The organism is Mycobacterium sp. WMMD1722, from assembly GCF_049315205.1.
Classification (GTDB): Bacteria; Actinomycetota; Actinomycetes; order Mycobacteriales; family Mycobacteriaceae; genus Mycobacterium.
Genome location: NZ_CP186056.1, coordinates 913,047 through 935,424, shown reverse-complemented (window position 1 = coordinate 935,424; position 22,378 = coordinate 913,047). Strand labels below are relative to the sequence as shown.

Annotated in this window: 23 protein-coding genes; 14 read left to right on the top strand and 9 right to left on the bottom strand. The window is 68.7% G+C overall.

Annotated elements, in window-relative coordinates; all coding sequences use genetic code 11:
* The first annotated feature begins 44 nt into the window (after positions 1 to 44).
* Positions 45 to 1,379 (top strand): HNH endonuclease signature motif containing protein, encoded by a 1,335-nt coding sequence (locus tag ACN27E_RS04225; RefSeq protein WP_422746803.1) that lies wholly within the window; start codon positions 45 to 47, stop codon positions 1,377 to 1,379.
* A 38-nt stretch (positions 1,380 to 1,417) separates the two neighbouring features.
* Here ACN27E_RS04225 and ACN27E_RS04220 read toward each other — a convergent pair whose 3' ends face one another.
* Positions 1,418 to 2,329: a dienelactone hydrolase family protein gene (locus tag ACN27E_RS04220; RefSeq protein WP_422746801.1), complete on the bottom strand. Its 912-nt coding sequence runs from the start codon at positions 2,327 to 2,329 to the stop codon at positions 1,418 to 1,420.
* A gap of 101 nt (positions 2,330 to 2,430) precedes the next feature.
* On the opposite strand from ACN27E_RS04220, the gene ACN27E_RS04215 reads away from it, so the two are divergent.
* Both ACN27E_RS04215 and ACN27E_RS04210 read left to right on the top strand, forming a co-directional pair.
* Positions 2,431 to 4,221 carry an N-acyl-D-amino-acid deacylase family protein gene (locus ACN27E_RS04215; RefSeq protein WP_422746799.1) on the top strand — a complete coding sequence of 597 codons (1,791 nt, stop codon included), beginning with the start codon at positions 2,431 to 2,433 and terminating at the stop codon, positions 4,219 to 4,221.
* Complete coding sequence (locus ACN27E_RS04210; protein WP_422746797.1) at positions 4,211 to 4,654, top strand: nuclear transport factor 2 family protein; 444 nt, start codon at positions 4,211 to 4,213, stop codon at positions 4,652 to 4,654. The genes ACN27E_RS04215 and ACN27E_RS04210 overlap by 11 nt, the downstream gene beginning before the upstream one ends.
* 4 nt (positions 4,655 to 4,658) lie before the next feature.
* Here the strand turns inward: ACN27E_RS04210 and ACN27E_RS04205 are convergent, their stop codons facing one another.
* The 3 genes from ACN27E_RS04205 to bfr form a co-directional block, all read right to left on the bottom strand.
* Positions 4,659 to 6,029: a glutamine synthetase gene (locus tag ACN27E_RS04205; protein ID WP_422746795.1), complete on the bottom strand. Its 1,371-nt coding sequence runs from the start codon at positions 6,027 to 6,029 to the stop codon at positions 4,659 to 4,661.
* Positions 6,030 to 6,048: 19 nt separating this feature from the next.
* Positions 6,049 to 6,543, bottom strand: coding sequence for a carboxymuconolactone decarboxylase family protein (locus tag ACN27E_RS04200; RefSeq protein ID WP_422746793.1), 495 nt, complete (start codon positions 6,541 to 6,543; stop codon positions 6,049 to 6,051).
* An 86-nt stretch (positions 6,544 to 6,629) separates the two neighbouring features.
* Positions 6,630 to 7,109, bottom strand: a complete 480-nt coding sequence (gene bfr, locus ACN27E_RS04195) for a bacterioferritin (RefSeq protein WP_422746791.1) — start codon at positions 7,107 to 7,109, stop codon at positions 6,630 to 6,632.
* A 240-nt stretch (positions 7,110 to 7,349) separates the two neighbouring features.
* Here bfr and ACN27E_RS04190 point away from each other — a divergent pair, with 240 nt between their 5' ends.
* Both ACN27E_RS04190 and ACN27E_RS04185 read left to right on the top strand, forming a co-directional pair.
* The gene (locus tag ACN27E_RS04190; protein ID WP_422749602.1) at positions 7,350 to 7,982 is read left to right on the top strand and encodes a fatty-acid--CoA ligase; all 633 of its coding nucleotides are present in this window, start codon (positions 7,350 to 7,352) and stop codon (positions 7,980 to 7,982) included.
* 11 nt (positions 7,983 to 7,993) lie between these two features.
* Complete coding sequence (locus ACN27E_RS04185) at positions 7,994 to 8,233, top strand: (2Fe-2S)-binding protein (RefSeq protein ID WP_422746789.1); 240 nt, start codon at positions 7,994 to 7,996, stop codon at positions 8,231 to 8,233.
* Between the two features lie 8 nt (positions 8,234 to 8,241).
* Here the strand turns inward: ACN27E_RS04185 and ACN27E_RS04180 are convergent, their stop codons facing one another.
* Complete coding sequence (locus tag ACN27E_RS04180) at positions 8,242 to 9,000, bottom strand: enoyl-CoA hydratase/isomerase family protein (protein ID WP_422746787.1); 759 nt, start codon at positions 8,998 to 9,000, stop codon at positions 8,242 to 8,244.
* Positions 9,001 to 9,009: 9 nt separating this feature from the next.
* Positions 9,010 to 9,714 (bottom strand): EthD domain-containing protein, encoded by a 705-nt coding sequence (locus ACN27E_RS04175; protein WP_422746785.1) that lies wholly within the window; start codon positions 9,712 to 9,714, stop codon positions 9,010 to 9,012.
* Between the two features lie 62 nt (positions 9,715 to 9,776).
* On the opposite strand from ACN27E_RS04175, the gene ACN27E_RS04170 reads away from it, so the two are divergent.
* Positions 9,777 to 11,723, top strand: coding sequence for an FUSC family protein (locus tag ACN27E_RS04170; protein WP_422749600.1), 1,947 nt, complete (start codon positions 9,777 to 9,779; stop codon positions 11,721 to 11,723).
* Here ACN27E_RS04170 and ACN27E_RS04165 read toward each other — a convergent pair.
* Entirely contained in the window at positions 11,689 to 12,321 is a 633-nt protein-coding gene (locus ACN27E_RS04165) for a PaaI family thioesterase (RefSeq protein WP_422746784.1), read from the bottom strand. The genes ACN27E_RS04170 and ACN27E_RS04165 overlap by 35 nt on opposite strands.
* A 47-nt stretch (positions 12,322 to 12,368) precedes the next feature.
* Positions 12,369 to 12,752, bottom strand: a complete 384-nt coding sequence (locus tag ACN27E_RS04160) for a hypothetical protein (RefSeq protein WP_422746782.1) — start codon at positions 12,750 to 12,752, stop codon at positions 12,369 to 12,371.
* Between the two features lie 95 nt (positions 12,753 to 12,847).
* Between ACN27E_RS04160 and ACN27E_RS04155 the strand changes: the two genes are divergently transcribed.
* From ACN27E_RS04155 to ACN27E_RS04140, 4 genes are read left to right on the top strand one after another with little or no spacing between them, the layout of a single operon-like run.
* The gene (locus ACN27E_RS04155) at positions 12,848 to 14,536 is read left to right on the top strand and encodes a tetratricopeptide repeat protein (protein WP_422746780.1); all 1,689 of its coding nucleotides are present in this window, start codon (positions 12,848 to 12,850) and stop codon (positions 14,534 to 14,536) included.
* The gene (locus tag ACN27E_RS04150) at positions 14,533 to 15,189 is read left to right on the top strand and encodes a rhomboid-like protein (RefSeq protein WP_422749598.1); all 657 of its coding nucleotides are present in this window, start codon (positions 14,533 to 14,535) and stop codon (positions 15,187 to 15,189) included. The genes ACN27E_RS04155 and ACN27E_RS04150 overlap by 4 nt, the downstream gene beginning before the upstream one ends.
* A 10-nt stretch (positions 15,190 to 15,199) precedes the next feature.
* Positions 15,200 to 15,679 (top strand): nucleoside deaminase, encoded by a 480-nt coding sequence (locus ACN27E_RS04145; protein WP_422746779.1) that lies wholly within the window; start codon positions 15,200 to 15,202, stop codon positions 15,677 to 15,679.
* A 26-nt stretch (positions 15,680 to 15,705) separates the two neighbouring features.
* Positions 15,706 to 17,001: an alpha-amylase family protein gene (locus ACN27E_RS04140; RefSeq protein WP_422749596.1), complete on the top strand. Its 1,296-nt coding sequence runs from the start codon at positions 15,706 to 15,708 to the stop codon at positions 16,999 to 17,001.
* Between the two features lie 12 nt (positions 17,002 to 17,013).
* On the opposite strand, the gene ACN27E_RS04135 is transcribed toward ACN27E_RS04140, so the two are convergent.
* Positions 17,014 to 17,454, bottom strand: a complete 441-nt coding sequence (locus ACN27E_RS04135; RefSeq protein WP_422746777.1) for a DUF1810 domain-containing protein — start codon at positions 17,452 to 17,454, stop codon at positions 17,014 to 17,016.
* 234 nt (positions 17,455 to 17,688) lie between these two features.
* Between ACN27E_RS04135 and ACN27E_RS04130 the strand changes: the two genes are divergently transcribed.
* The 4 genes from ACN27E_RS04130 to ACN27E_RS04115 all read left to right on the top strand — a co-directional run bounded on the left by ACN27E_RS04130 (position 17,689) and on the right by ACN27E_RS04115 (position 22,378).
* Positions 17,689 to 18,696, top strand: coding sequence for an esterase family protein (locus tag ACN27E_RS04130; RefSeq protein ID WP_422746775.1), 1,008 nt, complete (start codon positions 17,689 to 17,691; stop codon positions 18,694 to 18,696).
* Between the two features lie 168 nt (positions 18,697 to 18,864).
* On the top strand, positions 18,865 to 21,231 hold the full coding sequence (gene lon / locus ACN27E_RS04125; protein WP_422746774.1) for an endopeptidase La: 2,367 nt from the start codon (positions 18,865 to 18,867) through the stop codon (positions 21,229 to 21,231).
* Between the two features lie 122 nt (positions 21,232 to 21,353).
* Positions 21,354 to 21,686 (top strand): TfoX/Sxy family protein, encoded by a 333-nt coding sequence (locus tag ACN27E_RS04120; protein ID WP_422746773.1) that lies wholly within the window; start codon positions 21,354 to 21,356, stop codon positions 21,684 to 21,686.
* A gap of 38 nt (positions 21,687 to 21,724) precedes the next feature.
* The gene (locus tag ACN27E_RS04115) at positions 21,725 to 22,378 is read left to right on the top strand and encodes an endonuclease (protein WP_422746771.1); all 654 of its coding nucleotides are present in this window, start codon (positions 21,725 to 21,727) and stop codon (positions 22,376 to 22,378) included.

The window sequence follows — 22,378 nt, the reverse complement described above, 5'->3', positions numbered from 1 at the left end:
TTCACCGTCCGATCTTGTCGGTGCTTAGCACTAGTGTTCGAAGCATGGACAGGGAAGATCTGCAGTCAGCGCTCGAGCGGTGGGACGCCGCCCGCGCCGAACTGGCCGCTTTCCCCTTCTACACCCTGACCACCCACGAGAAGTTGGCGATGCTCGAACACGTCGACCACGCCCAACGCCAGGACCTCGCGTTGAGCCACAACGTGACAGCCGCCTTCCTCGACGACGCCGACCCGAAGGTGTTCGGAGAACGCAGCATTCCCAAGGTGATCGCCACCCGGCTGCGGATCAGTGATGCCGACGCCGGGCATCGCATCAGCGACGCCCGCGACCTGGGACCGCGCTGGACGCCCACCGGCGAACAACTGTCTCCGCGACTGTCGGAGACGGCGGCTGCCCTGGCCCGGGGGGACGTCGGCGCCAAACACGTCGCCGAGATCCAGAAGGCTCTCAAGAAGCTTCCCCCGTGGGTCGGCGCCGCGACCATGGTGGAGGCTGAGCAATTGTTGGCTCGCCTCGCCGTGGGTATGGACCCGGAGAGTCTGCGCAAGGCCGCCGAGCATCTGCTGGTGCTGCTCGATCCCGATGGCGATGAACCCAACGACGAACTCCACCAACGCAAGCGCCACCTCACCACCGGTCGACAACAGCGCGACGGCATGACCCCCGTCCACGGACTGCTCGACCCCGAAACCGCCGCCCTGCTCGACGTCGTCCTGGCCAAACACGGCAAGCCGGGCCACAACCTGCCCCACGACCCGGCCGGGCTACCCGACACCCGCAGCCAAGGCCAACGCCACCACGACGCGCTGAAAACCGGGCTGCGCGACCTCATCGGCTCCGGAACCCTCGGCCAGATCAACGGCTTGCCCGCCACCATCGTCGCCACCACCACCATCGACCAACTCGAACAAGCCTCAGGGTGGGCCGACACCGCCAGCGGCACCCGACTACCCGTCCGGGATTTGATTCGCATGGCCGGCCAGGCGCGGCACTACCTCGCCGTCTTCGACCACCACCACGAAGAAGTGCTCTACCTCGGCCGGGCCAAACGCTGCGCCACCACCGCCCAACGCCTCGCCCTGTTCACCCGCGACAAAGGCTGCACCCGACCCAGCTGCACCCGATCCGCCTTCGACACCGAAGTCCACCACACCACCGACTACGCCAAAGGCGGCCACACCAACATCGACCAGATGGCCCTCGCCTGCAAACCCGACAACCTCACCATCGAAGACACCGACTGGACCACCCGACACCACCACGGCAGAACCGAATGGCTCCCCCCACCCAAACTCGACACCGGCCAAACCCGGGTCAACAACTACTTCCACCCCCAGCGCTACCTCGAGCCCGTGGAAGACGACGACCCCGAATGACTGGCGAGGTAGCGACTGACTGGCGAGGTAGCGAATGACTATGCGAGGTAGCGAGCGAACCAGTCCTGCACGCGTTTCCACGCGTCTGCCGCGGCCACCGGGTTATACCGGTCACCGGTGTCGTTGAAGAACGCGTGGTTGGCATCGGGTTCGGTGACGAGGTCGAAAACCATGCCGGCCTTTTCGAGCGCCGCACGGGCAACCGGTTCGGTGGCGTTGACCCGCTGATCCTGGGCGGCGTAGATGCCGAGGACGGCGACGTCCTTCGACCCGGCGAAGTCAGGGTCATCGGGGGTCGGGCCGTAGAACGGCACCGCCGCGGCCAACCGCGGTTCCCCCGCTGCGAGCAGGCGCCACACCATGCCGCCGCCCATACAGAAGCCGACGGCGGCGAGCTTGCGACCGGGTGCGCGGCGCGCCAGTTCGTCGATGCCGGACCGCAGGTCCGCGACCGCGTCCTGCGGCGCAATCCTGCTGAGCGCCGCCGTCGCCTCGGCCGGGTCGGCGAACGCGCCGGTGCCACCTTGCGCCGACAGGAGATCGATCGCCAGCGCCGAGTAGCCGACCCCGGCGAAGCGTCCGGCGACGGAGCGGATGTGGTCGTTGAGCCCCTTGTTCTCGTGGATCACCAGCACGGCCCCGCGCGCCTGGGCGGCCGGCGCCCACGCACCCTGCAACGCACCGCGCGGCCCGGCCCAGGTGATCGGCGTGGTGGCCACCGCGTTCTCGGCGCCGGGGGGCGCGACGGTGACCGTGGCCGCACCGCTGGAGGTCACCTGGGGGTCGCTACCGGCTTGCCGGTTCTCACCGCACGCCGCGATCAGCGCGGCGGACGCGCCGGCGGTCATACCCAGCAGCCCCAGCCGCCGCATCGCCTCCCGCCTGGACAGCAGTCCGTCGACGTGGTCGGTGGCGATCTCTTCGGCGATGTATTGCTGTAGCGACGTCACTCCCCCGAGTATGCCCGAAATACCAGGTCAAGCCCTGAAATAGACACAACCGAAAATCTGTTCACCGAATTCGTTGACACCCGCCCACCGCGGACTGTTCTATGGCAGACGTGACCTACGACACCATCATCCGTAACGGCCGCTGGTTCGACGGCACCGGCGCCCCGTCGGCTGTGCGCACCATCGGCATCCGCGGCGGCCACGTCGTCACCATCACCCCGGACGATCTCGACGAAACGGACTGTCCGCAGGTCATCGACGCCACGGGAAAGTGGGTCATGCCGGGCATGCTCGACATTCACACCCACTACGACGTCGAGGTGCTCTGCGGCCCTTCCCTCAGCGAATCGCTGCGCCACGGGGTCACCACCGTGATGCTCGGCTCATGCTCACTGTCCACCGTGTATGTCGACGGCACCGACGCCGGCGATCTGTTCGGCCGCGTCGAAGCCATCCCCCGCGAGCACGTGATCGCGGCGGTCGACCGGCACAAAACGTGGAGCACCTGCGAGGAATACGTCTCGGCGCTGGAAAGCACTCCGCTCGGCCCGAACCTCTGCGCCTTCATCGGCCACTCCGATATGCGGACCGCCGTCATGGGTCTGGACCGGGCCACCCGCACCGACGAGCGGCCCACCCGCGCCGAACAGGCCCGGATGGAGGACATGCTGCGTGAGGCCCTCGAAGCCGGATTCGTCGGGTTGTCCTCCCAGCAGCTGCTCTTCGACAAGATAGACGGCGACACCTGCCGATCGCGCACACTGCCCTCGACCTACGCCAAACCGCGCGAACTGCGGCGACTCAAGGCGCTGTTGCGCCAGGCCGGTCGCGTCCTGCAGTCCGGACCCGACATCGCCAACCCGCTGAACCTCGGCTCCCAGCTCGCCCAGTCGCTCGGCCTGTTCCGCAATCCGCTCAAGACCAGCCTGCTCTCGGCGGCCGACGTCAAGTCCAACCCGTACGCCATCCGCGCGATGGGACCGGCGGCCCGCCTGATCAACAAACTGGGCGGCAACTTCCGCTGGCAACATCTGCCGGTCCCGTTCGAGGTCTACGCCGACGGCATCGACCTGGTGGTGTTCGAAGAGTTCGGCGCCGGCGCAGCCGCCCTGCACCTGCGCGACGAGGTCGAGCGCAACGCGCTGATGCGCGACGAGGGATACCGCCGTCGCTTCCGCAAGGACTACGAATCCAAGATGGGCGTGCGGGTGTGGCACCGCGACTTCTTCGACGCCGAAATCGTCGGCTGCCCGGACCATTCGCTCGTCGGAAAGTCATTCGGACAGGTCGGCGTGGAACGCGGTCTGCACCCCGTCGACGCCTTCCTCGACCTGGTGCTGGACTACGGCCGAGATCTGCGCTGGCGCACCACCATCTCCAACCATCGGCCCGAGGTGCTCAAGCGGATGGCCCGCGAACCCGGTATCCAGATGGGCTTCTCCGACGCCGGAGCCCACCTGCGCAACATGGCCTTCTACAACATGGGTCTACGTCTGCTGCGTCATGTTCGCGACGCCGAGCAGGCCGGCCGGGAGTTCATGAGCGTCGAGCACGCCGTGCACCGGCTGACCGGCGAGCTCGCCGACTGGTATCGCCTCGATGCCGGGCATCTGCGCATCGGTGACCGCGCCGACGTGGTCGTCATCGACCCCGAGCACCTCGACGCCTCGCTCGACGCCTACGCCGAAGCACCCGTCGAGGAGTACGGCGGTCTGTCCCGCATGGTCAACCGCAACGACGACACGGTCACCGCGGTGCTCGTCGGCGGGCGCACGGTGTTCCGCGACGGCGAGTTCACCGAACTCGTCGGCACCCGACGCACCGGCCGCTTCCTACGCGCCGCCCACCAGGTGCCCGCACTGCCGGCCATGGAGCTGACCGGTGTCCGCTGACGACGTGGTGCTCGGCCTCTGGAAAGCCCTGTCCGCCAGGGATTGGGACGCGGTGAAGACCCACCTGTCGGCCGACTGCATCTACGCCGACATGCCGGTCGGGCCCGCGCTCGCCGCGCGCGGACCCGAGGACATCGTCAAACGCCTCAAGGTCGGCTTGGAACCGCTGGCCGGCTACGAGAACCACGACGGTGTCCTGGTGAGCAACGGCGCCGATGTCCTCTACGAGCACTCCGAGACCTGGAAGTGGGCGACCGGCGAGACGGCGCACCTGCGTTTCGTCACCGTGCACCGGGTCGAGGACGGCAAGATCACGCTGTGGAAGGACTACTGGGACATGTCGGGCCTGACCGCCACCGCACCGCCGACGTGGATGGAGGAGCTGGCCACCGCCGACACATCGTGGGTGTTCGACGCCACCGGGCTCATCTGAATCCTCAGACGCTCCAAGCCATCCGGAGCCGGTCGGCGAGTTCGTCAGGGCCGAGGCTGCCGAAGTGCTCCTGCTCGTAGCTGCGCACGCCGACAACCGCGCCGACGATCTCGTCGCCCAGAATCCGCCGCATCGTTGCCGACGTGTCGAGTGCGCGCAACGCTTCGGTCTGCGCGTCTGGCAGCAGCACGGTTCCCGCCTGCCGGCGCTGCTCGTCGGACAGGGTCGCCGGGTCGACGGTCGTCTCGGCCGGCAACGCAAGTTCGCGTTCGATGCCGTCGAGTGCCAGACCGAGGATCGCCGCAGAAGCCAGATACGGGTTCGCCGACGGATCGACGATCTTCACCTCGACGTTTCCGCCGTGCACGTTGGCCGGGCCGCCCTGCAGGAATCGCACTGCGGCCTCGCGGTTCTCGGTACCCCAGCAGACATAGGCCCCCGACCAGTGCCCCGGCAGCATGCGTTGGCCCGAGAGGATCGACCCACACAGCACGCCCTGGGCTTCGGCGAGCCCGGCCACCAGCCCGGCGACCGCGTGCTCTCCCTCGACCGTCATTCCCTGCGCGCCCGCACCCGCGGCGAACAGCGGCTCGTCATCGCGGCGCAGCGAGAAGTGTTGGTGCGCACCATTCCCGACCGCTCCGGCGAACGGTACGGGCGACAGGCTGACCCGCATGCCGTAGCGCCGGGCGACCCGGCCGACGATGATGCGCATGAGCACCAGCAGATCCGCGGCGGCGACGGGCCCCATCGGTGGCAACGAGATCTCGAACTGATTCGAGCCGTATTCGGGGTGCAGTTGTTCGATGGGCACCCCCGAGCTGGTCGCCGCGTCGGTGACATCCCGCACGAAGCCCTCGTGCTCCAGGACACCGGCCAGCCCGTACTGCGCCCACAGCTGTGCGGGCAACCGGGCACCGTCCGGTCCGACGAGGACGAACTCCATCTCGTGACCAACCAGCGCGGTCAGCCCGGCGTCGGACAGCCGCTCCTCGACGCGGCGCAACACCGCGCGGCTGCAGTAGGGGTCGGACTCGCCGCGCTGATCGAAGAAACCACCGGGCGCCCAGGCCAATCCGTCACCGAGGATGCGTAATGCGCTCAGGTCTATCCGGATTCGCTGATCGCCCACCACGGAGATGTCGTCGCTCAGCACGATGCCGGTCTGATCGACGGTGAAGCCGTGCCATACCGGACTGGCGCCCAGACCCGGATCGGCGAAGGTTCCCATCCGGCGCAGCGGCACGGTCTTGGCGTGGATCAGGCCGGCCGGATTGACGACGGTGCCGATCAACGTGGCGACACCGTCGGATTCGAGCTGAGCGATCGCGGCGGCGGCGAGCGGTTTGGCGGCCGGGGTGGTCACACCAGCCATTCTGCACGCGCGCGACCACTCACAGGGTGATCTTGCAGCTCTGTCCGATGTCGAGGGTGCGCAGGACGCGGCCCATCCCGAGCCACATGGCGCAAGAGATCGCGAGGTCGGTGAGCAGATCGGCGTCGAACTGCTCGGCCGCGCGCGCCCAGAAGTCGTCGTCTTCGCGCAGCCCGACGTGATCGGTGGCGAAGCGGTGCGCGAATTCCGCGGCGATCCGCTCCGCGGCGCTGTAACCCTCCCAGGTGCGCCACTCGCCGGCGTGGTCGTAGAGGTCCTCGTCGACACCGGCGGCCACACCGTCGGAGTCACGGGTGTTCTGGCACACCACACACTCGTTGGAATTGGCGATCACGATCCGGGCCAGCTCCCGCACCCGCAGCGGCAATCTGCCCTTGGTGTAGACGGCGTTGGCGAAAGTCGCCATGGCGGCGCCGAGGTCGGGCGAGCGCACCGCGAAGGACGTGACGTCGTCGTCGGCGAAATCGTGGTCGGCGTCTCCGATTCGGCTCATGGCCGCATGCTACGCCGGTGACGACGATTCTGGAACATGTTCTAGTTTCAGTTCCCGTCTCGTCGCCACCGGATCGTCGGCGAACGCTACTTGGGCGGCCGCGAGACGCACTGCGCGCTGTAGAGCGGCTCGCCGAGCCGGTCCATCAGATCGAGCTGCGTCTCGAGGTAGTCGATGTGCTTCTCCTCGTCGGCGAGAATCGTCTCGAAGAGGATCGCGGTGGTCGAGTCACCCTTCTCACGGCACAGGATGATGCCCGGGCGGAGCCGTTCGACGACCTCGCGTTCGATGGCCAGGTCGGCCTCGAACTGCTCGCGGATGGTCTGACCGACCCGCAGCGAGAAGAGGCGCTGGTAATTCGGCAGGCCGTCGAGGAGCAGGATGCGATCGGTGATCGCCTCGGCGTGCCGCATTTCTTCGAAGGATTCTTCGCGGGTATGTGACGCCAATTCCGTGTAACCCCAGCTTTCCTGCATCTTCGAATGCAGAAAATACTGATTGATCGCCGTCAATTCGCTCGTCAATTGCTCGTTGAGCAACTTGAGAACGTCCGGATCGCCTTGCATGTGATGCTCCTATGACGGGGGTCGGCTGGGTCGTCGGCGGCGGGGGTCTCGAGCTGGCCGCGCGGTTCAACCTACTGCAGGGCAACGATATTAGGACAGCATTAGTGCCTGATGTCGGCCTGTTTTCGGGCCCGGGGACCCGCTGCGCCGACCGGTGCAGCAACTTCTCTGGACTGCCTGTCCTAACTAAGGTTAGACTGCACTAACATGCTGGTCGAGACATCGGAGCGATGGGAAACAATGGACGAGGACGAGCTGCATTCGCTCATTCTCGCCTGCGATTACCGGGTCGATGACGTCGACGAGATGTGGCAATGGCTCATAAAGCACAAACGGGGATTGCATTCCATCGGAGCGCATCACGTGGTGCTGTACAGATCGATTTGGGAGCCCGGCCGGGTTTTGGTCACTATCGGAATTCGGCACCCCCGCTCCATTCGCGACGTCCTGCGTTCTCCGGCGATCTTTGAATGGTTCGACATCTCCGGTGCGCAGGACATCCCGCCGATCTTCGGCGGCGAGGTGGTCGAGAAGATCGACCTCGACGAACCCCGGCCCGCACTGCACGTGGCCGGCGTGATCGTGGGGGCGATGGCCTCGGTCGACGGCGTCGGACCTCTGATGGAGAAGGTGCACGACGGTCTCGAGCGGTTCCGGGAAGCCGGCGTCCGCAAAGTCTGGGTGTACCGCGCCCTCGACGACGGCCGAGAGGTGATGATCCTGCAGGAGATCGACGACGAGAAGAACGCGCGGCAGTGGATCGACCACCCCGACGCAGCCGCCGAATGGATGTCCCATGCGGGGTTCGGCGCGTATCCCACGTTGTTCGTCGGAAAGCTCGCCCACGTCATGACCGTGGACGACGGGGAATAGCGGCGCCGATCATGTTCGTCTGCCTCTGCCACGGAGTCACCAGCCACGTCGTCAACGACATCGTGGCGGCAGGAGCGTCGACATCGAAGGAGATCGCCGACGCCTGCGGGGCGGGCAGCGAATGCGGCCGGTGCCGGCGCACCCTCCGCGCGATCCTGGCTGCGCACCAGGTCAACGGCTGCCCAGCCGCCGACGGATGCGCCGCACAGTCACCGGCCCACCGCAACGGCTCGTCGCGCGCCGCACACTGAGCGCTGGGTCAGCCCTTCGGGCGGTCGGCGAACGCGGCCAGCGCGTCGCTGTTGGCGGCGCTGCCGAGCAGCGTCTCGAACTGCGCGTACTCCCGGCTCAGCGCGGCACGGATCTCGTCGCGCAGCGGGTCGACCATGGTCTGCTTGACCGCCATCAGGCTCGGAATCGGCCGGGAGGCAAGCAATTCGGCGTGTTCGCGGGCCTGCGGCAGAAGCTCGTCGGGTTCGCACACCCGCCAGGCAATCCCCATGCGGTGCGCCTCGTGGGCCGAGACCCACTCCGAGGACAGCAGCAGCCAAGCCGCGTTCTGGCGTCCCATCAGTTGTGGGAGCAGATAGGACGAGGCCGCCTCCGGTGCGACACCGAGGCTGGTGAACGGACACTTCAGCCGGGCCTCGGTGGACATGAACACCAGGTCGGCGTAGCCGAGGATGGTGGTGCCGATGCCCAGGGCCACTCCGTTCACCGCGCACACCAACGGCTTTCGCAGCTCAAGCAACGCTTCCATCAAACCCGGGAAACCGTGTTCGCCGGACTGGAAGTCCGGATCGGTCACCCGGGCGGCCATCTCGTGCAGATCGTTACCCGCGCTGAATGCCCGGCCGTTGCCGGTCAGAAGCACCACCGCGACCTCGGGGTCGGCGTCGGCATCGCGCAGCGCCACGGTCGTCGCATCGTAGAGCGCTTCGTTGAAGGCGTTGAGAGCCTGCGGACGGTCCAGGGTGACGGTCCGCACCCCGTTGTCGTCGCTGATCGTGACGGTCACGGCAGCAGACTACGCGCCGGACGAGAACGGGGTACGCAGCACGTAGCGACTGGTCGGCACGGTGTCGACGTCGCGGTCCGCGCCGAAAGCGCCGGTGCTGGCGAGCATCCGCTGCATCCGGTCCGACAGGTCGTCATCGTCGGCGGCACCGAAGAAGGCGTGCAGATCCGACACGGCCGCCGACGGGAAGAGCTCCTCGACGATCGCATCGACCGGCGGAGCGCCCGCGGTGAGCGCGCGGACCACGGTGTTCTGCACATAGCCGAAGGTGGCCTGGGTGGCGATGGCCACCGGGGTGTGGTCGACGTGCCAGCGGGTCAGCCAGGTCTGCTGGTCGAGGTCGGCGGGCCTGCGTAGTAGCGCCACGTTGGCCAGCCCTTCGGTGCGCTCCCCCACGACGTCCGGCGGTGGCATCGGCTCGGACTCGGTGACCAGATAGGCGGCCGACGAAGCGCATTCGGCCGCGAGGATCTCAGTCGCCGCGCGTAGTTCGGCGCCGTGGTACTGCCGCGTCCACACGCTCACCACCGCGACGACCGGTGGGTCCAGCGTCGTCAGCGTCATCAGCGACTCCCGGACTGGCGCGTCGCCGACGTTGACCGTCAATCCGGCCATCCCGGTGTCCAGCAGTTGGTCCGCCACGTCAGTCCGCAGCCGTGCGCACCAGTCGTCGTCGGCGTCGTCCCGGCGTAACGCGAACATCACCTTCTCCACGCCTGGAACGTACAGGCGGGCGCGTAGGCCACAATCGAGAGGTGCTCAACGGCGACCGGGTGATGAACGTGCTGCGGCTGACCACGCCGGCCGCCGGTGCCGTCATCCGCAGCCTGCTCGGCGTGCTCGCCATGACCGCGGTGTCGCTGTATTTGATCTCGCCGGCGGCGGCGATGTGGACCGCCGGTGCGGGCATCGTCGCCGCGGCCGTCGCATTGCAGGACGTGCCGGGGCGGCGCTGGCCGATCGTGGTGATCGCCTCCGCCGAGCTCGGCGCCGCGGTGCTGCTCGGAGGCTTGACCGGCGCCCACGACATCGCGTTCGTCGTGGCGGTGGCCGGCTGGGGTTTCCTCGCCGGAATGCAGTGGGCGCTCGGTGCCCACGCGGCCTTCGTATCGGTGGCCGCCGGCGCGATGCTGGTGATCGCGCCGCCGGTCGCGACGGGGTGGGTTGACCTGCTGGCCGGCACCGCGATGGCCGTGACCGCGGGGCTGCTGCAGGCGGCGCTGGTGTGGCTGCGCCCGCCGCAGCGCTGGCGTGTCCAGCAGCACGCCCTGACCCGGGCACACCGGTCGCTGGCCGAGGACGCGCGCAGTATGGCCGCCGCGCGCGGCACCGCCCTCGATCCCGCGCAGATCACCTGGCTGCGCGAGGTCTTCCTCGACATCCCGGTCAGCCAGCGTCCGAAGGCCTACCAGGTCGGTTACCGCCTGCCGGAACGGATCTCGGCGACGCTGACGGCACTGCGGCGCACCGACACCGACTGCTCCGAACTGCTCTCGGCTGCCGGTGACTTCCTCGACGCGATCGCCGGCCACGGTGTCACCGCCCACCGCGACGCCGAGCGAGCCATGCATCGGGTGGACGAGGCCGTGGCCGCCATCGACGGTCCCGGTGCCGATGCCGCACAGCAGTTCTCACAACAGTTGCACGATGCGGCAGTGTTGCGCTTCGGCCAGTTGCGTGGTCCCGATCTGGCCGGATCGCTGTCGGATGCGGCGGCATCGATGCGTCGCCATCTGGATTGGACCTCGCCGGTGCTACGGCACGCCATCCGCCTGGCCGCTGCCGTGGCGATCGGGGCCGGCGTGGCTCGGTTCGGTGGTCTGCACGAGGGCTTCTGGATTGCGCTGTCGGTCCTGCTGGCGTTACGACCGGAGACCTCGCACACCTATACGCGCAGCGCAGGCCGGTTGGCGGGCACCGCAGCGGGTATCGCGCTGGCTTCGGCTCTGAGCCTGCTGTGGCCGCCATCGGGCATGGTGGCGGCGGTCGGCGCGGTGGTGTTCGCGGGGTTGGCCTATCTGGTCTGGGAATTCGGCGACATTGCGGTGAGTGCGGCGATCGCCGCGGCGGCCGTCTTCGTGGTCGGTATCGACGCACCGGTGCAGGCGCTCGCCGTGACCGACCGGTTGCTCGCCCTCGTGATCGGCGGCGGTCTGGTCCTGGTGGCTCACGTGGTGCTCCCCGACGACGAGCTGATCCGGTTGCGCCAGCGCGCCGGCGAACTGCTCAAGACCGAGATCGACTACGCCGCGACGGTCGCGCGGGCGTTCGTCCACCAGATCGACCACCCCGCGGGCGCCCTGGCCACGGCCTGGCAGCGGGCCATGCGGGCGCGCGCCGCCTTCGAAGCGGCGTCGGGGGCGGTTCGGCTCGACGAACCCGAACTGCGGCAGTGGCTGCGCTCGCTCCGGTCCGCACTCAACGCGATCACCGGCGCGTGCACCACGATGGAAGCCGGGCTGCCGCAGCTGCCGCCGAGCGGATTGCGACCGGAATTCGTCGCCGCTGTGGACGATTACATCGACGCGCTGCGCGGTGCCCCGCCCCATCCGGCCGCACCGTGGACGGTGAATCTCACCGAACTGACCGCCGCCGACCAGCTGGTCCGCCGGATCGCGCCGGGCGACAGCGCCGCGGCGCGGGTGCTGGTCACCGGGTTGGGCACCATCACCCGCAGCCTCGCCGGGATCACGGTGCTTCCCGCGCCCACCTGGGCTGGATGAACACGCCCTGGGCTTCGACGGTGACACCCTGCTCGTCGGCCAGGTGGCCCTCGGCGAACGCCTTGACCCCCTCGGTGCGCACGATCCGGGCTTCGGCGTGCAGATGGCCCAGCCGGGTGGTCCGCAGATAGCGCAGCGTGATGGTGCCCGTCAGACGTGGCTTCTCGAGATTGCTCGCCGCTTCCCCGAGAAGATGGTCGAGAACCAGGGCGGCGATTCCGCCGTGGACGTGTCCGGGCGGTCCCTCGTAGGCCGCGCCGAGGTCGAACTCGGTGACCACGCTGCCATCGTCGCGGCGGTGGATCACCAGGGGCGGCGCCATCGGATTGCGCACCCCGATCACCGGATTGCCCCACGGCATCTGCTTGCCGTCGCTGGTGAAGCGGACCCCGAACGCGCCGTCGAGCTGGTGGCTGCGCAGCCGCGCGGTGGCGGCGTCGATCTCGGCCTTGGCGATCGCGACCGCCTCGGCATCGGCCTCGGTCCGGATCGTGGCGTCGATCAGCTCGCGCACCGATTGCGTCAGCGGCTCGTAGATCGCTCTCAGCCGGGTGACATGATCCGCGCCGAGCCCGTCGACGTGGGTGTATTCCAGCATTCCTGCACTAGAACACGTTCCAGACACCGGTGTCGAATCCGGTCGGGCTACGTCGCGACGAAGGCCACCTCGACGTTGTCGGCCAGCACCACATACATCCGGCGCCACGGGTCGGCGCCCTCCAACCGCCACTGGTGGCCGGAGCCGGCGGTGTCCTCGGCGAGCAGCACATCGCCGGGTCCCAGCGAGAACTCCTTGCCGTCGCGGGTGGCGAAGATCAGCGATCCGGCCAGTGTCACGACGAGTTGTCGCACCGGCGCGGTGTGCCACGCCAGCGTTCCCCCGGACGCGGTCTCCTCGACGGTGACGTGAGTGGTCGGCATGACTGCCGAGACCAGATCGTCGTTGCGGCCGGGCCGCATGTCGAGGCGGCCGACTTCGAAGTGCGACGCGTCATCCGAACCCGTCCACAGCCGCACACACCGGATCATTTCGTCAACGTAGTGGTCAAGACCGCACAGCGCGCGACAACCGACCGCGACGCGCCGCTCGCTGGCCGGGCGGTGCGTCGATTAGTCTGCCGGACATGTCCGTTTCGCTGGGCAGCGAGGCCGAGCCGTACTACGACCTCGGCGACTACCACCGGCCGGTCGACACCCCTTCGGCCCAGGCGCAGACCTGGTTCGACCGCGGCATGGTCTGGGCCTACGCGTTCAACCACGAGGAATCGATCCGCTGCTTCGAGCGCGCACTGGAACTCGACCCGCAGCTGGCGATCGCCCGGTGGGGTATCGCCTACGCGGTCGGACCCAACTACAACAAGCCCTGGGAGGCGTTCGATCCGGTCGATCTGACCGCCTCGCTGGCCCGGGCCGGGATGGAGCTCGACCTGGCCGCCACCGGCCGAGCCTCGACAGTGGAGCGCGAGCTCGTCGAGGCGCTGAAGGCGCGTTTCGCCACGGGCGACCCGCACGACACCGACGCGCTCGCGGCCGGCCACCACGCCTATGCCGACGCGATGGTGGCGCTGGCCCGGACCCGGCCCGAAGACGTCGACATCCAGGCGCTGGCCGCCGACGCGCTGGTCAACGTCACCGCGTGGGCGCTGTGGGACACCAGAACCGGGGAACCGGCGCCCGGCTCGCGGGTGGTGCAGGCCAAGGAGATCCTCGACGCCGCGCTGCGCACCCCGGCCGGGCGCCGTCACCCCGGCATTCTGCACCTGTATCTGCACACGATGGAGATGTCGGCGACCCCCGAGGAGGCACTGCCCGCTGCGGATCTGCTGCGCGGACTGGTACCCGACGCCGGCCACCTGCAGCACATGCCCAGCCACATCGACGTGCTGTGCGGGCACTACCGCGCCTCGGTGGTCGCCAATTCCCTTGCGGTGCAGGCAGATCGGCGATTCGTCGAACGCACCGGTCCGCTCAATTTCTATTCGCTCTACCGCGCGCACGATCTTCATTTCGTGGTGTACTCCGCGATGTTCGAAGGCGCGTCGCAGGTGGCGCTGCAGGCCGCCGACGAGCTGGCCGGCCAGCTCACCCCAAAGCTGCTGGCCATCGAATCACCGCCGATGGCCGATTGGCTCGAGGCATTCGTCCCGCTGCGGGTCCACGTCCTGGTGCGCTTCGGCCGGTGGGCCGAGCTGATCGCCGAGCCACTGCCCGCCGACCAGCAGCTCTACTGCACCACGACCGCGACCGTCCACTACGGCCGTGGCGTGGCACATGCGGCCCGGGGTGAACTCGACGCCGCCCGCTCCGAGCGCGACGCCTTCGCCGCTGCCCACGAACGAATCCCGGCGAGCCGCTATCTGTTCAACAACACCGGCCGCGACATCCTCGCCGTGGGCCGTGCCATGCTCGACGGCGAAATCGCTTACCGCGAAGGTGCTGTCGAGGAGGCCTTCGCCCACCTGAGGCGGGCGATCGAGCTCGACGACAACCTTCCGTACGACGAACCCTGGGGCTGGATGCAGCCGACCCGCCATGCCTACGGCGCCCTGCTGCTCGAGCAGGGCCGGGTGGCCGACGCCGCCGCTGTGTACGCCGCCGACCTCGGGCTCGACCCGACGCTGGCCCGCTCCAGCCAGCATCCGGGCAATGTGTGGAGCCTGCACGGGTACCACGAATGCCTGCAGCGGCTGGGGCGCACCGCCGAGGCGGCGATCATCGGCCAGCAGCTCGCGCTGGCGGCCGCCCGGGCGGATGTGCCGGTGACCGCGTCGTGCGCCTGCCGGCTCGACGTCGCGAGCGGTTGCTGCAGCTGAAACGCGACATCGTGGGTGCTGCGGTCGCAGCGTGGTCACGCCGCGTCGGCCGATTCGTGGCCGCCGCGCCGCTGACCTACGCCTGGCTGACCGCCCTGCTGGTCACCACCCTGCTCGGGCATGCCATGCCGGCAGCCCGACTGCACGCCCTGCTGGCCAGCGACTCGACCAACCTGCACCATCTCGCACGCGATCCCGAACGGGTTCTTCTCACCAGTCTGTTCTGGATCGACGGCCGGTACTGGTGGCCCTATCTGCTGCTGTTCAGCGCGATCCTGGCGCCGGCCGAACGCTGGCTCGGATGGTGGCGGTGGCTCACGGTCGGCCTGGTCGCGCACGTGCTGGCCACCTATCTGAGCGAGGCGTACCTGTACTGGACGATCGCCGAGGCGCAGGCCTCGCCCCGGCTGATCGACGCGCGGGACATCGGGGTGAGCTACTTCCTGGTCGGTGTCGCCGGCGCGCTGACCTACCGGATCCCGCGGCCCTGGCAGTGGATCTATCTCGGCGCGATCGCGGCGCTGGCGACCGCCGCGCTGATCGCGCGGCCGGACTTCACCCAGCTGGGTCACCTCTGCGCGCTGCTGATCGGGCTCGGGTGCTACCCCGTGGTCCGTTCCCGCCTCGACCGGCCGCCCCCGCCGGCTGCGTAGACTCCGGGACGTGTCGATCAGCGCCTCGGACCTGGACCATCTGCGCCGCTGCGTGGAGCTGGCACGCGAGGCGCTGGACGCGGGTGACGAGCCGTTCGGGTCGGTGCTCGTCGACGCTGCCGGCGAGACGCTCTTCGAAGACCACAACCGTGTCAGTGGTGGCGACGCGACCCGCCACCCCGAATTCGAGATCGCGAAGTGGGCCGCCGGCCACCTGGATCCGGCCGACCGCGGCGCCGCCACGGTGTACACCTCGGGCGAACACTGTCCGATGTGCTCGGCCGCGCACGCCTGGGTGGGATTGGGCCGCATCGTGTACGCCACGTCGTCGGAGCAGCTGGTCGAATGGCTGACCGGATGGGGCGCCGCGCTCCCCCCGGTGGCCACCCTGCCGATCGCCGCAGTGGCCCCACGGGTTCCGACCGACGGCCCGGCCCCCGAACTCGCCGACGTGATGCGCGGCCTGTACGAGGCACGGTTTCGCCCATGACCGGGTCGTCGCACGAATACCCGTCGGTGCACACCCCGGGGTGGGTCGAGCACGCCATCTGGTGGCACATCTATCCCCTGGGCTTCGTCGGCGCTTTCCCCGCCGACCCGGCCCCGTCGGCCGACGAGCACCGGTTGCGCCGGGTGATCGACTGGCTCGACCACGCGGTGGCGCTGGGCGCCTCCGGTCTGGCACTGGGCCCGGTGTTCGCGTCGCGAACCCATGGCTACGACACCACCGACCACTTCCGCATCGATCCCCGCCTCGGCGATCTCTCCGATTTCGACATGCTGGTCACCGAGGCGCATGCGCGTGGACTGCGGGTGCTGCTCGACGGGGTCTTCAACCACGTCGGCACCGATTTCCCGAAGTACCGCGACGCCCTCGACGGCGGCCCGGGCGGGCAGTGGTTCCGCAAGCGGCGCAACGGTTTCGACACCTTCGAAGGCCACGGGGAACTGATCGCGCTCGATCACCGCAACCCGGAGGTGGTCGACTACACCGTCGAGGTGATGTCTTACTGGCTGGACCGCGGCGCCGACGGCTGGCGCCTCGACGCGGCCTACGCGGTGCCCGACCAGTTCTGGGCGCAGGTGCTACCCCGTGTGCGGGAGGCGCATCCGGACGCCTGGTTCGTCGGGGAGGTCATCCACGGCGACTACGCGGAGCGAGTGGCCGCCGGATTCGACTCGGTCACGCAGTACGAACTGTGGAAGGCGATCTGGAGCAGCCTCAACGACGGCAACTTCCACGAACTCGATTGGGCGCTCAAGCGGCACAACGACTTCCTCGAGAATTTCGCGCCGCTGACCTTCGTCGGCAACCACGACGTCACCCGCATCGCCAGCAAGCTGGAGAACCCGGCCCATGTCGACCAGGCGCTGGCGCTGATGTTCACCATCGGTGGCGTGCCCAGTGTGTACGCCGGGGACGAACTCGGGTACCGCGGCGTCAAGGAGGACCGGGCCGGCGGTGATGATGCGGTGCGCCCGGAATTCGGGCCGCCCGCCGGTGATCACAGTGACGTCTTCCGGCTGCACCAGTTCCTGATCGGGCTGCGCCGCCGGCATCCCTGGCTGCACCGGGCGAGCACCACCCCGGTCGTGCTGACCAACCGGCACTACGCGTACGTGAGCCGCCGCGGCGACGACGCGCTGCTGGTGGCGCTCAACGTCGACGACACCGAACCGCTCACGGTGTCACTGGCCGACGCCGGGCTGGCCCGCGGCACCGTGATCGCCGGAGCCGGCGCTCCGCCGCCCGACCAGGTCGACCAAGTCACCGTCGCCCCGCAGAGCTGGGTGGTCGTCAAACCGGCCTGAGCACCGGCCTGATCAGTCGAGCCGTTCGACGGTGACCGGATCCTCGGCGCCGTCGTAGAACTTGTCGAGCACGGCCCGGAACTGGCCGCCGTCCTGGGCGCACCGGCCGAACAGCGTCATCGACGAGCGCAGTTTCAGATCGTCGGGCGAGCCGAAGATGTCGGTGGCCGAGCGTCCGTCGATCGCCAGCACCAGCCCGGTGCACTCCCGCAGCCGTCCACCGAGTATCGGTTCGGCGAGGTAGGCCTGCGCCTCGGCGCGGGAGGCGATGCCGAAGTGCACCGCTGTCGGGCTGTGGCCGAGGCCGCGCAGCTGAGGGAATACGAACCACATCCAGTGGGTGCGTTTGCGTCCGGCGCGCAGTTCGGCCAGCACGGTCTCGTACACCGGATCCTGGGCATCGAGAAAGCGCGACAGATCGACAGCGTCGGGGCGCTCGGCGGTCTCGGTCATGCGGTGCGGGTACCCGCACCGCCCCATCGGCATTCACCGTCGCGCGTACACCGTGGCCACTCTGCCCGCCCCCCTGGTCTTTTCGTAACGGCCCGAGTCGCAATCGTTGTGGTTTCGCGATCGGTGATGTCCGTGTCGAGCGGGTCCGCAACCGCGTGTCGGCTGTTTCATGAAGATCGAAAAGCGACGGCAATTGCTTTGAACATGCAACGGAAAGGTGGGTGGGTTGCCGTTATGAAGATCGGTGGATTGAAGGTGCGGGCACGGAGAGGGACCCTGCGGCGGCGGCTGGCTGCCATCGCGCTGTCGATGGTCGCGCTGCCCGGGCTGATCGGATTCGCCGGAGGTTCGGCGACCGCGGGTGCGTTCTCCAGGCCGGGACTGCCCGTCGAATACCTCGACGTGTTCTCCGCAGCGATGAACCGCAACATCCGGATCCAGTTCCAGGGCGGCGGACCGCACGCGGTGTACCTGCTCGACGGACTGCGGGCCCAGGACGACTACAACGGCTGGGACATCAACACCCCGGCCTTCGAGTGGTACTACCAGTCGGGTCTGTCGACGGTGATGCCCGTCGGCGGTCAGTCGAGCTTCTACACCGACTGGTACCAGCCCTCCCGCGGGAACGGACAGGACTACACCTACAAGTGGGAGACGTTCCTGACCCAGGAGCTGCCGGCCTGGCTGCAGGCCAATCGCGGCGTCTCCCCGGACGGTAACGCGGTGGTCGGCCTGTCGATGGCGGGCAGCGCGGCGCTCACCTACGCGGTGTACTACCCGCAGAAGTTCATCTACGCGGCGTCGCTGTCGGGCTTCCTCAACCCCTCCGAGGGCTGGTGGCCGATGCTGATCGGCCTGGCGATGCAAGACGCCGGCAAGTTCAACGCCGAGAGCATGTGGGGTCCCAGCAGTGACCCGGCGTGGAAGCGCAACGATCCGATGGTCAACATCAACCAGCTCGTCGCCAACAACACCCGCCTGTGGATCTACTGCGGCACCGGAACTCCCTCGGAGCTCGACGCCGGAACCCAGGGCGGGAACCTGATGGCCGCGCAGTTCCTGGAAGGGTTCACACTGCGCACGAACATCACCTTCCGGGACAACTACATCGCCGCGGGCGGGCACAACGGAGTGTTCAACTTCCCGCCGCAGGGCACGCACAGCTGGGGTTACTGGGGTCAGCAGCTGCTGCAGATGAAGCCCGACATCCAGCGGACGCTGGGCGCGCAGGGCGCCGTCTAGAGGGAGTACCGAAGAACCGAAGAACCCCCCACACACAGGGAGCCTGCCGTCCCCCCGCGGCAGGCTCCCTGTCCCTGTGTCGGGACCGTTCGCCGCCGGCGAACGCGAGACGGAACAAACACCGCACCGCCAAGGTTGAGTCGATCTGACTGAACTTTGGAGGAACACATGGCTCAAGCCAACGGCACCACACGTGCTGTGCCCGTCTTATTCAGCAACGAGGCGATCGTGCTGCCCGGCATGGTCGTGCCGATCGAACTGGACGACGCGGCGCGCGCCGCCGTCGAAGCGGCCCGGGCCACCGAATCGGGGCTGCTGCTCATCGCACCGCGTCTCGACGACCGGTACCCGTCCTACGGCGTCCTGGCCACGATCGTGCAGGTCGGCCGCATTCCCGGCGGGGACGGTACCGCGGCCGTCGTGCGGGGCACCACCCGCGCCCACATCGGCGCCGGTACCACCGGTCCGGGCAGCGCGCTGTGGGTCGAGGTGACCGAGGCGGCGGAATCCGAGATCACCGACGAGGTGCGGGCGCTGGCCGCCGAATACAAGAAGCTGCTGCTGGCGATGCTGCAGCGCCGCGAAGCGTGGCAGATCATCGACTTCGTCAACCAGCTCACCGACCCGTCCGCGCTGGCCGACACCGCCGGGTACGCCAGCTACTTCACCGGCGTGCAGAAGCGTCAGCTGCTGGAGACGCCCGATGTCGCCGAGCGGCTACGGGTGCTCATCGAGTGGACCGGCGAGCATCTGGCCGAAGTCGAGGTGAACGAGAAGATCGCCGAGGACGTCCGCTCCGGCATGGACAAACAGCAGAAGGAATTCCTGCTGCGCCAACAGCTCGCCGCGATCCGCAAGGAGCTCGGCGAGTTGGGACCCGAAGGCCAGGAAGGCGACGCGGACTACCGGGCCCGGATCGACGCTGCCGAGCTGCCCGAGAAGGTGCGCGAGGCGGCGCTGCGCGAGGTCGGCAAGCTCGAACGCTCCAGCGATCAGAGCCCCGAGGGTGGCTGGATCCGCACCTGGCTCGACACCGTCCTCGACCTGCCGTGGAACACGGTCACCGAGGACTCGACCGATCTGGCCGCGGCCCGGCAGATCCTCGACGCCGACCACCACGGCCTGGAGGACGTCAAGGACCGCATCGTCGAATACCTCGCCGTGCGGGCACGTCGTGCCCAGCGCGGACTGCAGGTCGTCGGCGGCCGCGGGTCCGGTGCGGTGATGGTGCTGGCCGGCCCTCCGGGCGTCGGCAAGACATCGCTGGGTGAGAGCGTCGCCCGGGCACTGGGTCGCAGATTCGTGCGCGTCGCCCTGGGCGGTGTGCGCGACGAGGCGGAGATCCGCGGTCATCGGCGCACCTACGTCGGTGCCCTGCCCGGCCGCATCGTGCGCGCCATCGGCGAGGCCGGATCGATGAATCCCGTCGTGCTGCTCGACGAGATCGACAAAGTGGGTTCGGACTACCGCGGTGACCCCGCGGCGGCCCTGCTCGAGGTGCTCGACCCCGCGCAGAACCACACGTTCCGCGACCACTACCTGGACCTGGATCTCGATCTGAGCGACGTGGTGTTCCTGGCGACGGCCAACGTGATCGAGAACATCCCGCAGGCCCTGCTGGACCGGATGGAGCTCGTGCAGATCGACGGCTACACCGCCGACGACAAGGTGGCCATCGCCCGCGACTTCCTGCTGCCCCGGCAGCGGGAGCGCGCAGCGCTGACCGCCGATGAGGTGACGGTGACCGACGACGCGCTGCGCAAGATCGCCGCCGACTACACCCGCGAACCGGGTGTGCGGCAGTTCGACCGGCTGCTGGCCAAGGCGATGCGCAAGGCCACCACGAAGCTGGCTGAGCGTGGTCCCGAGATCCAGGCCCGCTTGACGATCGACGAATCCGATCTGGTCGCCTATCTCGGTCGCCCGCGGTTCATTCCGGAGTCGGCCGAGCGCACGGCGGTGCCGGGGGTGGCGACCGGTCTGGCCGTGACCGGGCTCGGTGGCGATGTGCTCTACATCGAGGCCGGTTCGACTCCGTCGTCCTCGGGCGAGGGGGCCCTCCAGCTGACCGGTCAGCTGGGTGACGTGATGAAGGAGTCCGCGCAGATCGCGCTGTCCTATGTCCGTTCGCACGCAGCCGAACTGGGCGTCGACCCCACGACGCTGGATCGTCGCATCCACGTGCACGTGCCCGCGGGCGCGGTGCCCAAGGACGGTCCGTCGGCCGGTGTGACCATGGTGACCGCGCTGGTGTCGATGGCCACCGGACGGCAGGTCCGCTCCGATGTGGGCATGACCGGTGAGGTCACCCTGAACGGGCGTGTGCTGCCGATCGGTGGGGTCAAGCAGAAACTCCTCGCCGCCCAGCGGGCCGGACTGTCGACCGTGTTCATCCCCCAGCGCAACGAGGCCGACCTGGACGACGTTCCGGCCGAGGTGCTCGAGGCGCTGGACGTGCGGCCGATGACCGACGTGGCCGAGATCGTCGCACAGGCGCTGGAACCGGCGGCCGAGGCGGCGGTGACCGCGGCCTAGCCCGAGCCCCGAACCTCGCCGAGCAGACACAGATTCGCGTGATCCACCCCGAAAGGACGCGAGTTTGTGTCTGCTCGCGGGGACCTCACCGAACTCGAGCCCGGTTGCGGGACAATTACCCCGTGGCCTACGACCGGGACCTCGCCGACCGCATCCGGGAACTGATCGCCGGCGAACGGCACGTCACCGAGAAAGCCATGTTCGGCGGATTGGCGTTCCTCATCGACGGCAACATGGCCGTCGCGGCCAGCGGTCAGGGCGGGCTGATGGTGCGGATCCCACCCGCAGACACCGAGACCCTGCTGGACCGCGACCACGTCGAGCCGATGGTGATGTCCGGCCGCGATGTCCGCGGGTGGGTGCGGGTACACGCAGACGGCGTACGCACCACCCGCCAGCTGCACACCTGGGTACGGCGCGGTGTCGAATACGCCAGGAGCCTGCCGGCCAAGTGAGCCGGTTCGCGGCCTCCCGGCGCGGGTACCGGTCCGTCATGGCCCCGACCCATGCCGACAAGACCGATCCCGAGCACACCGCGCGCCGCCTGCTCGACGAAGCGGGCACGACGTACGCCGAGGAGGCGGGCATCCGGCTCAACGACAAGCCGATGCCGCTGTTCGAACTGCTCACGCTGTGCATGCTGGCCAGCAAGCCCATCGACGCGGGGATCGCGGTCAAGGCCGCCCGCGAGATCTTCGCCGCCGGCCTGCGCACCCCGGACGCCGTGCTGAAGGCCGACCGCAAGACCATGATCGACGCGTTCGGCCGCGCCGGCTACGCCCGCTACGACGAGAGTTCGGCCACCCGGCTGACCGACATGGCCCAGGCCGTGAACGACGAACACGGTGGCGACCTGCGCGGCCTCGGTGAAGCCGAAGACGTCGACACCACCCGAAAGCTGCTGAAGGAGTTCAAAGGCATCGGCGACACCGGCGCGGACATTTTCCTGCGCGAGGTGCAGGACGTCTGGACCTGGGTGCGGCCGTTCTTCGACGACCGGGCCACCTCGACCGCCGAGACGCTGGGCCTGCCCACCGATCCGGCGACGCTCGCCGGCCTTGCCGACGGCCGGTGTGCCGCCCTGGCCGCGGCGCTGGTGCGGGCCTCGCTCGACGACGACCTGCGGGACAAGATCAACAAGGACTGA

What these genes read in the sequence shown, in the direction of transcription:
- lon (WP_422746774.1), top strand. Translation starts at nt 18,865, where the DNA reads ATGGCTCAAGCCAACGGCACCACACGTGCTGTGCCCGTCTTATTCAGC.
- ACN27E_RS04190 (WP_422749602.1), top strand. Translation starts at nt 7,350, where the DNA reads ATGGACGAGGACGAGCTGCATTCGCTCATTCTCGCCTGCGATTACCGG.
- ACN27E_RS04170 (WP_422749600.1), top strand. Translation starts at nt 9,777, where the DNA reads ATGAACGTGCTGCGGCTGACCACGCCGGCCGCCGGTGCCGTCATCCGC.
- ACN27E_RS04185 (WP_422746789.1), top strand. Translation starts at nt 7,994, where the DNA reads ATGTTCGTCTGCCTCTGCCACGGAGTCACCAGCCACGTCGTCAACGAC.
- ACN27E_RS04130 (WP_422746775.1), top strand. Translation starts at nt 17,689, where the DNA reads ATGAAGATCGGTGGATTGAAGGTGCGGGCACGGAGAGGGACCCTGCGG.
- ACN27E_RS04205 (WP_422746795.1), bottom strand. Translation starts at nt 6,029, where the DNA reads ATGGCTGGTGTGACCACCCCGGCCGCCAAACCGCTCGCCGCCGCCGCG.
- ACN27E_RS04165 (WP_422746784.1), bottom strand. Translation starts at nt 12,321, where the DNA reads ATGCTGGAATACACCCACGTCGACGGGCTCGGCGCGGATCATGTCACC.
- ACN27E_RS04225 (WP_422746803.1), top strand. Translation starts at nt 45, where the DNA reads ATGGACAGGGAAGATCTGCAGTCAGCGCTCGAGCGGTGGGACGCCGCC.
- ACN27E_RS04155 (WP_422746780.1), top strand. Translation starts at nt 12,848, where the DNA reads ATGTCCGTTTCGCTGGGCAGCGAGGCCGAGCCGTACTACGACCTCGGC.
- bfr (WP_422746791.1), bottom strand. Translation starts at nt 7,109, where the DNA reads ATGCAAGGCGATCCGGACGTTCTCAAGTTGCTCAACGAGCAATTGACG.
- ACN27E_RS04115 (WP_422746771.1), top strand. Translation starts at nt 21,725, where the DNA reads ATGGCCCCGACCCATGCCGACAAGACCGATCCCGAGCACACCGCGCGC.
- ACN27E_RS04215 (WP_422746799.1), top strand. Translation starts at nt 2,431, where the DNA reads ATGGCAGACGTGACCTACGACACCATCATCCGTAACGGCCGCTGGTTC.
- ACN27E_RS04160 (WP_422746782.1), bottom strand. Translation starts at nt 12,752, where the DNA reads ATGATCCGGTGTGTGCGGCTGTGGACGGGTTCGGATGACGCGTCGCAC.
- ACN27E_RS04200 (WP_422746793.1), bottom strand. Translation starts at nt 6,543, where the DNA reads ATGAGCCGAATCGGAGACGCCGACCACGATTTCGCCGACGACGACGTC.
- ACN27E_RS04135 (WP_422746777.1), bottom strand. Translation starts at nt 17,454, where the DNA reads ATGACCGAGACCGCCGAGCGCCCCGACGCTGTCGATCTGTCGCGCTTT.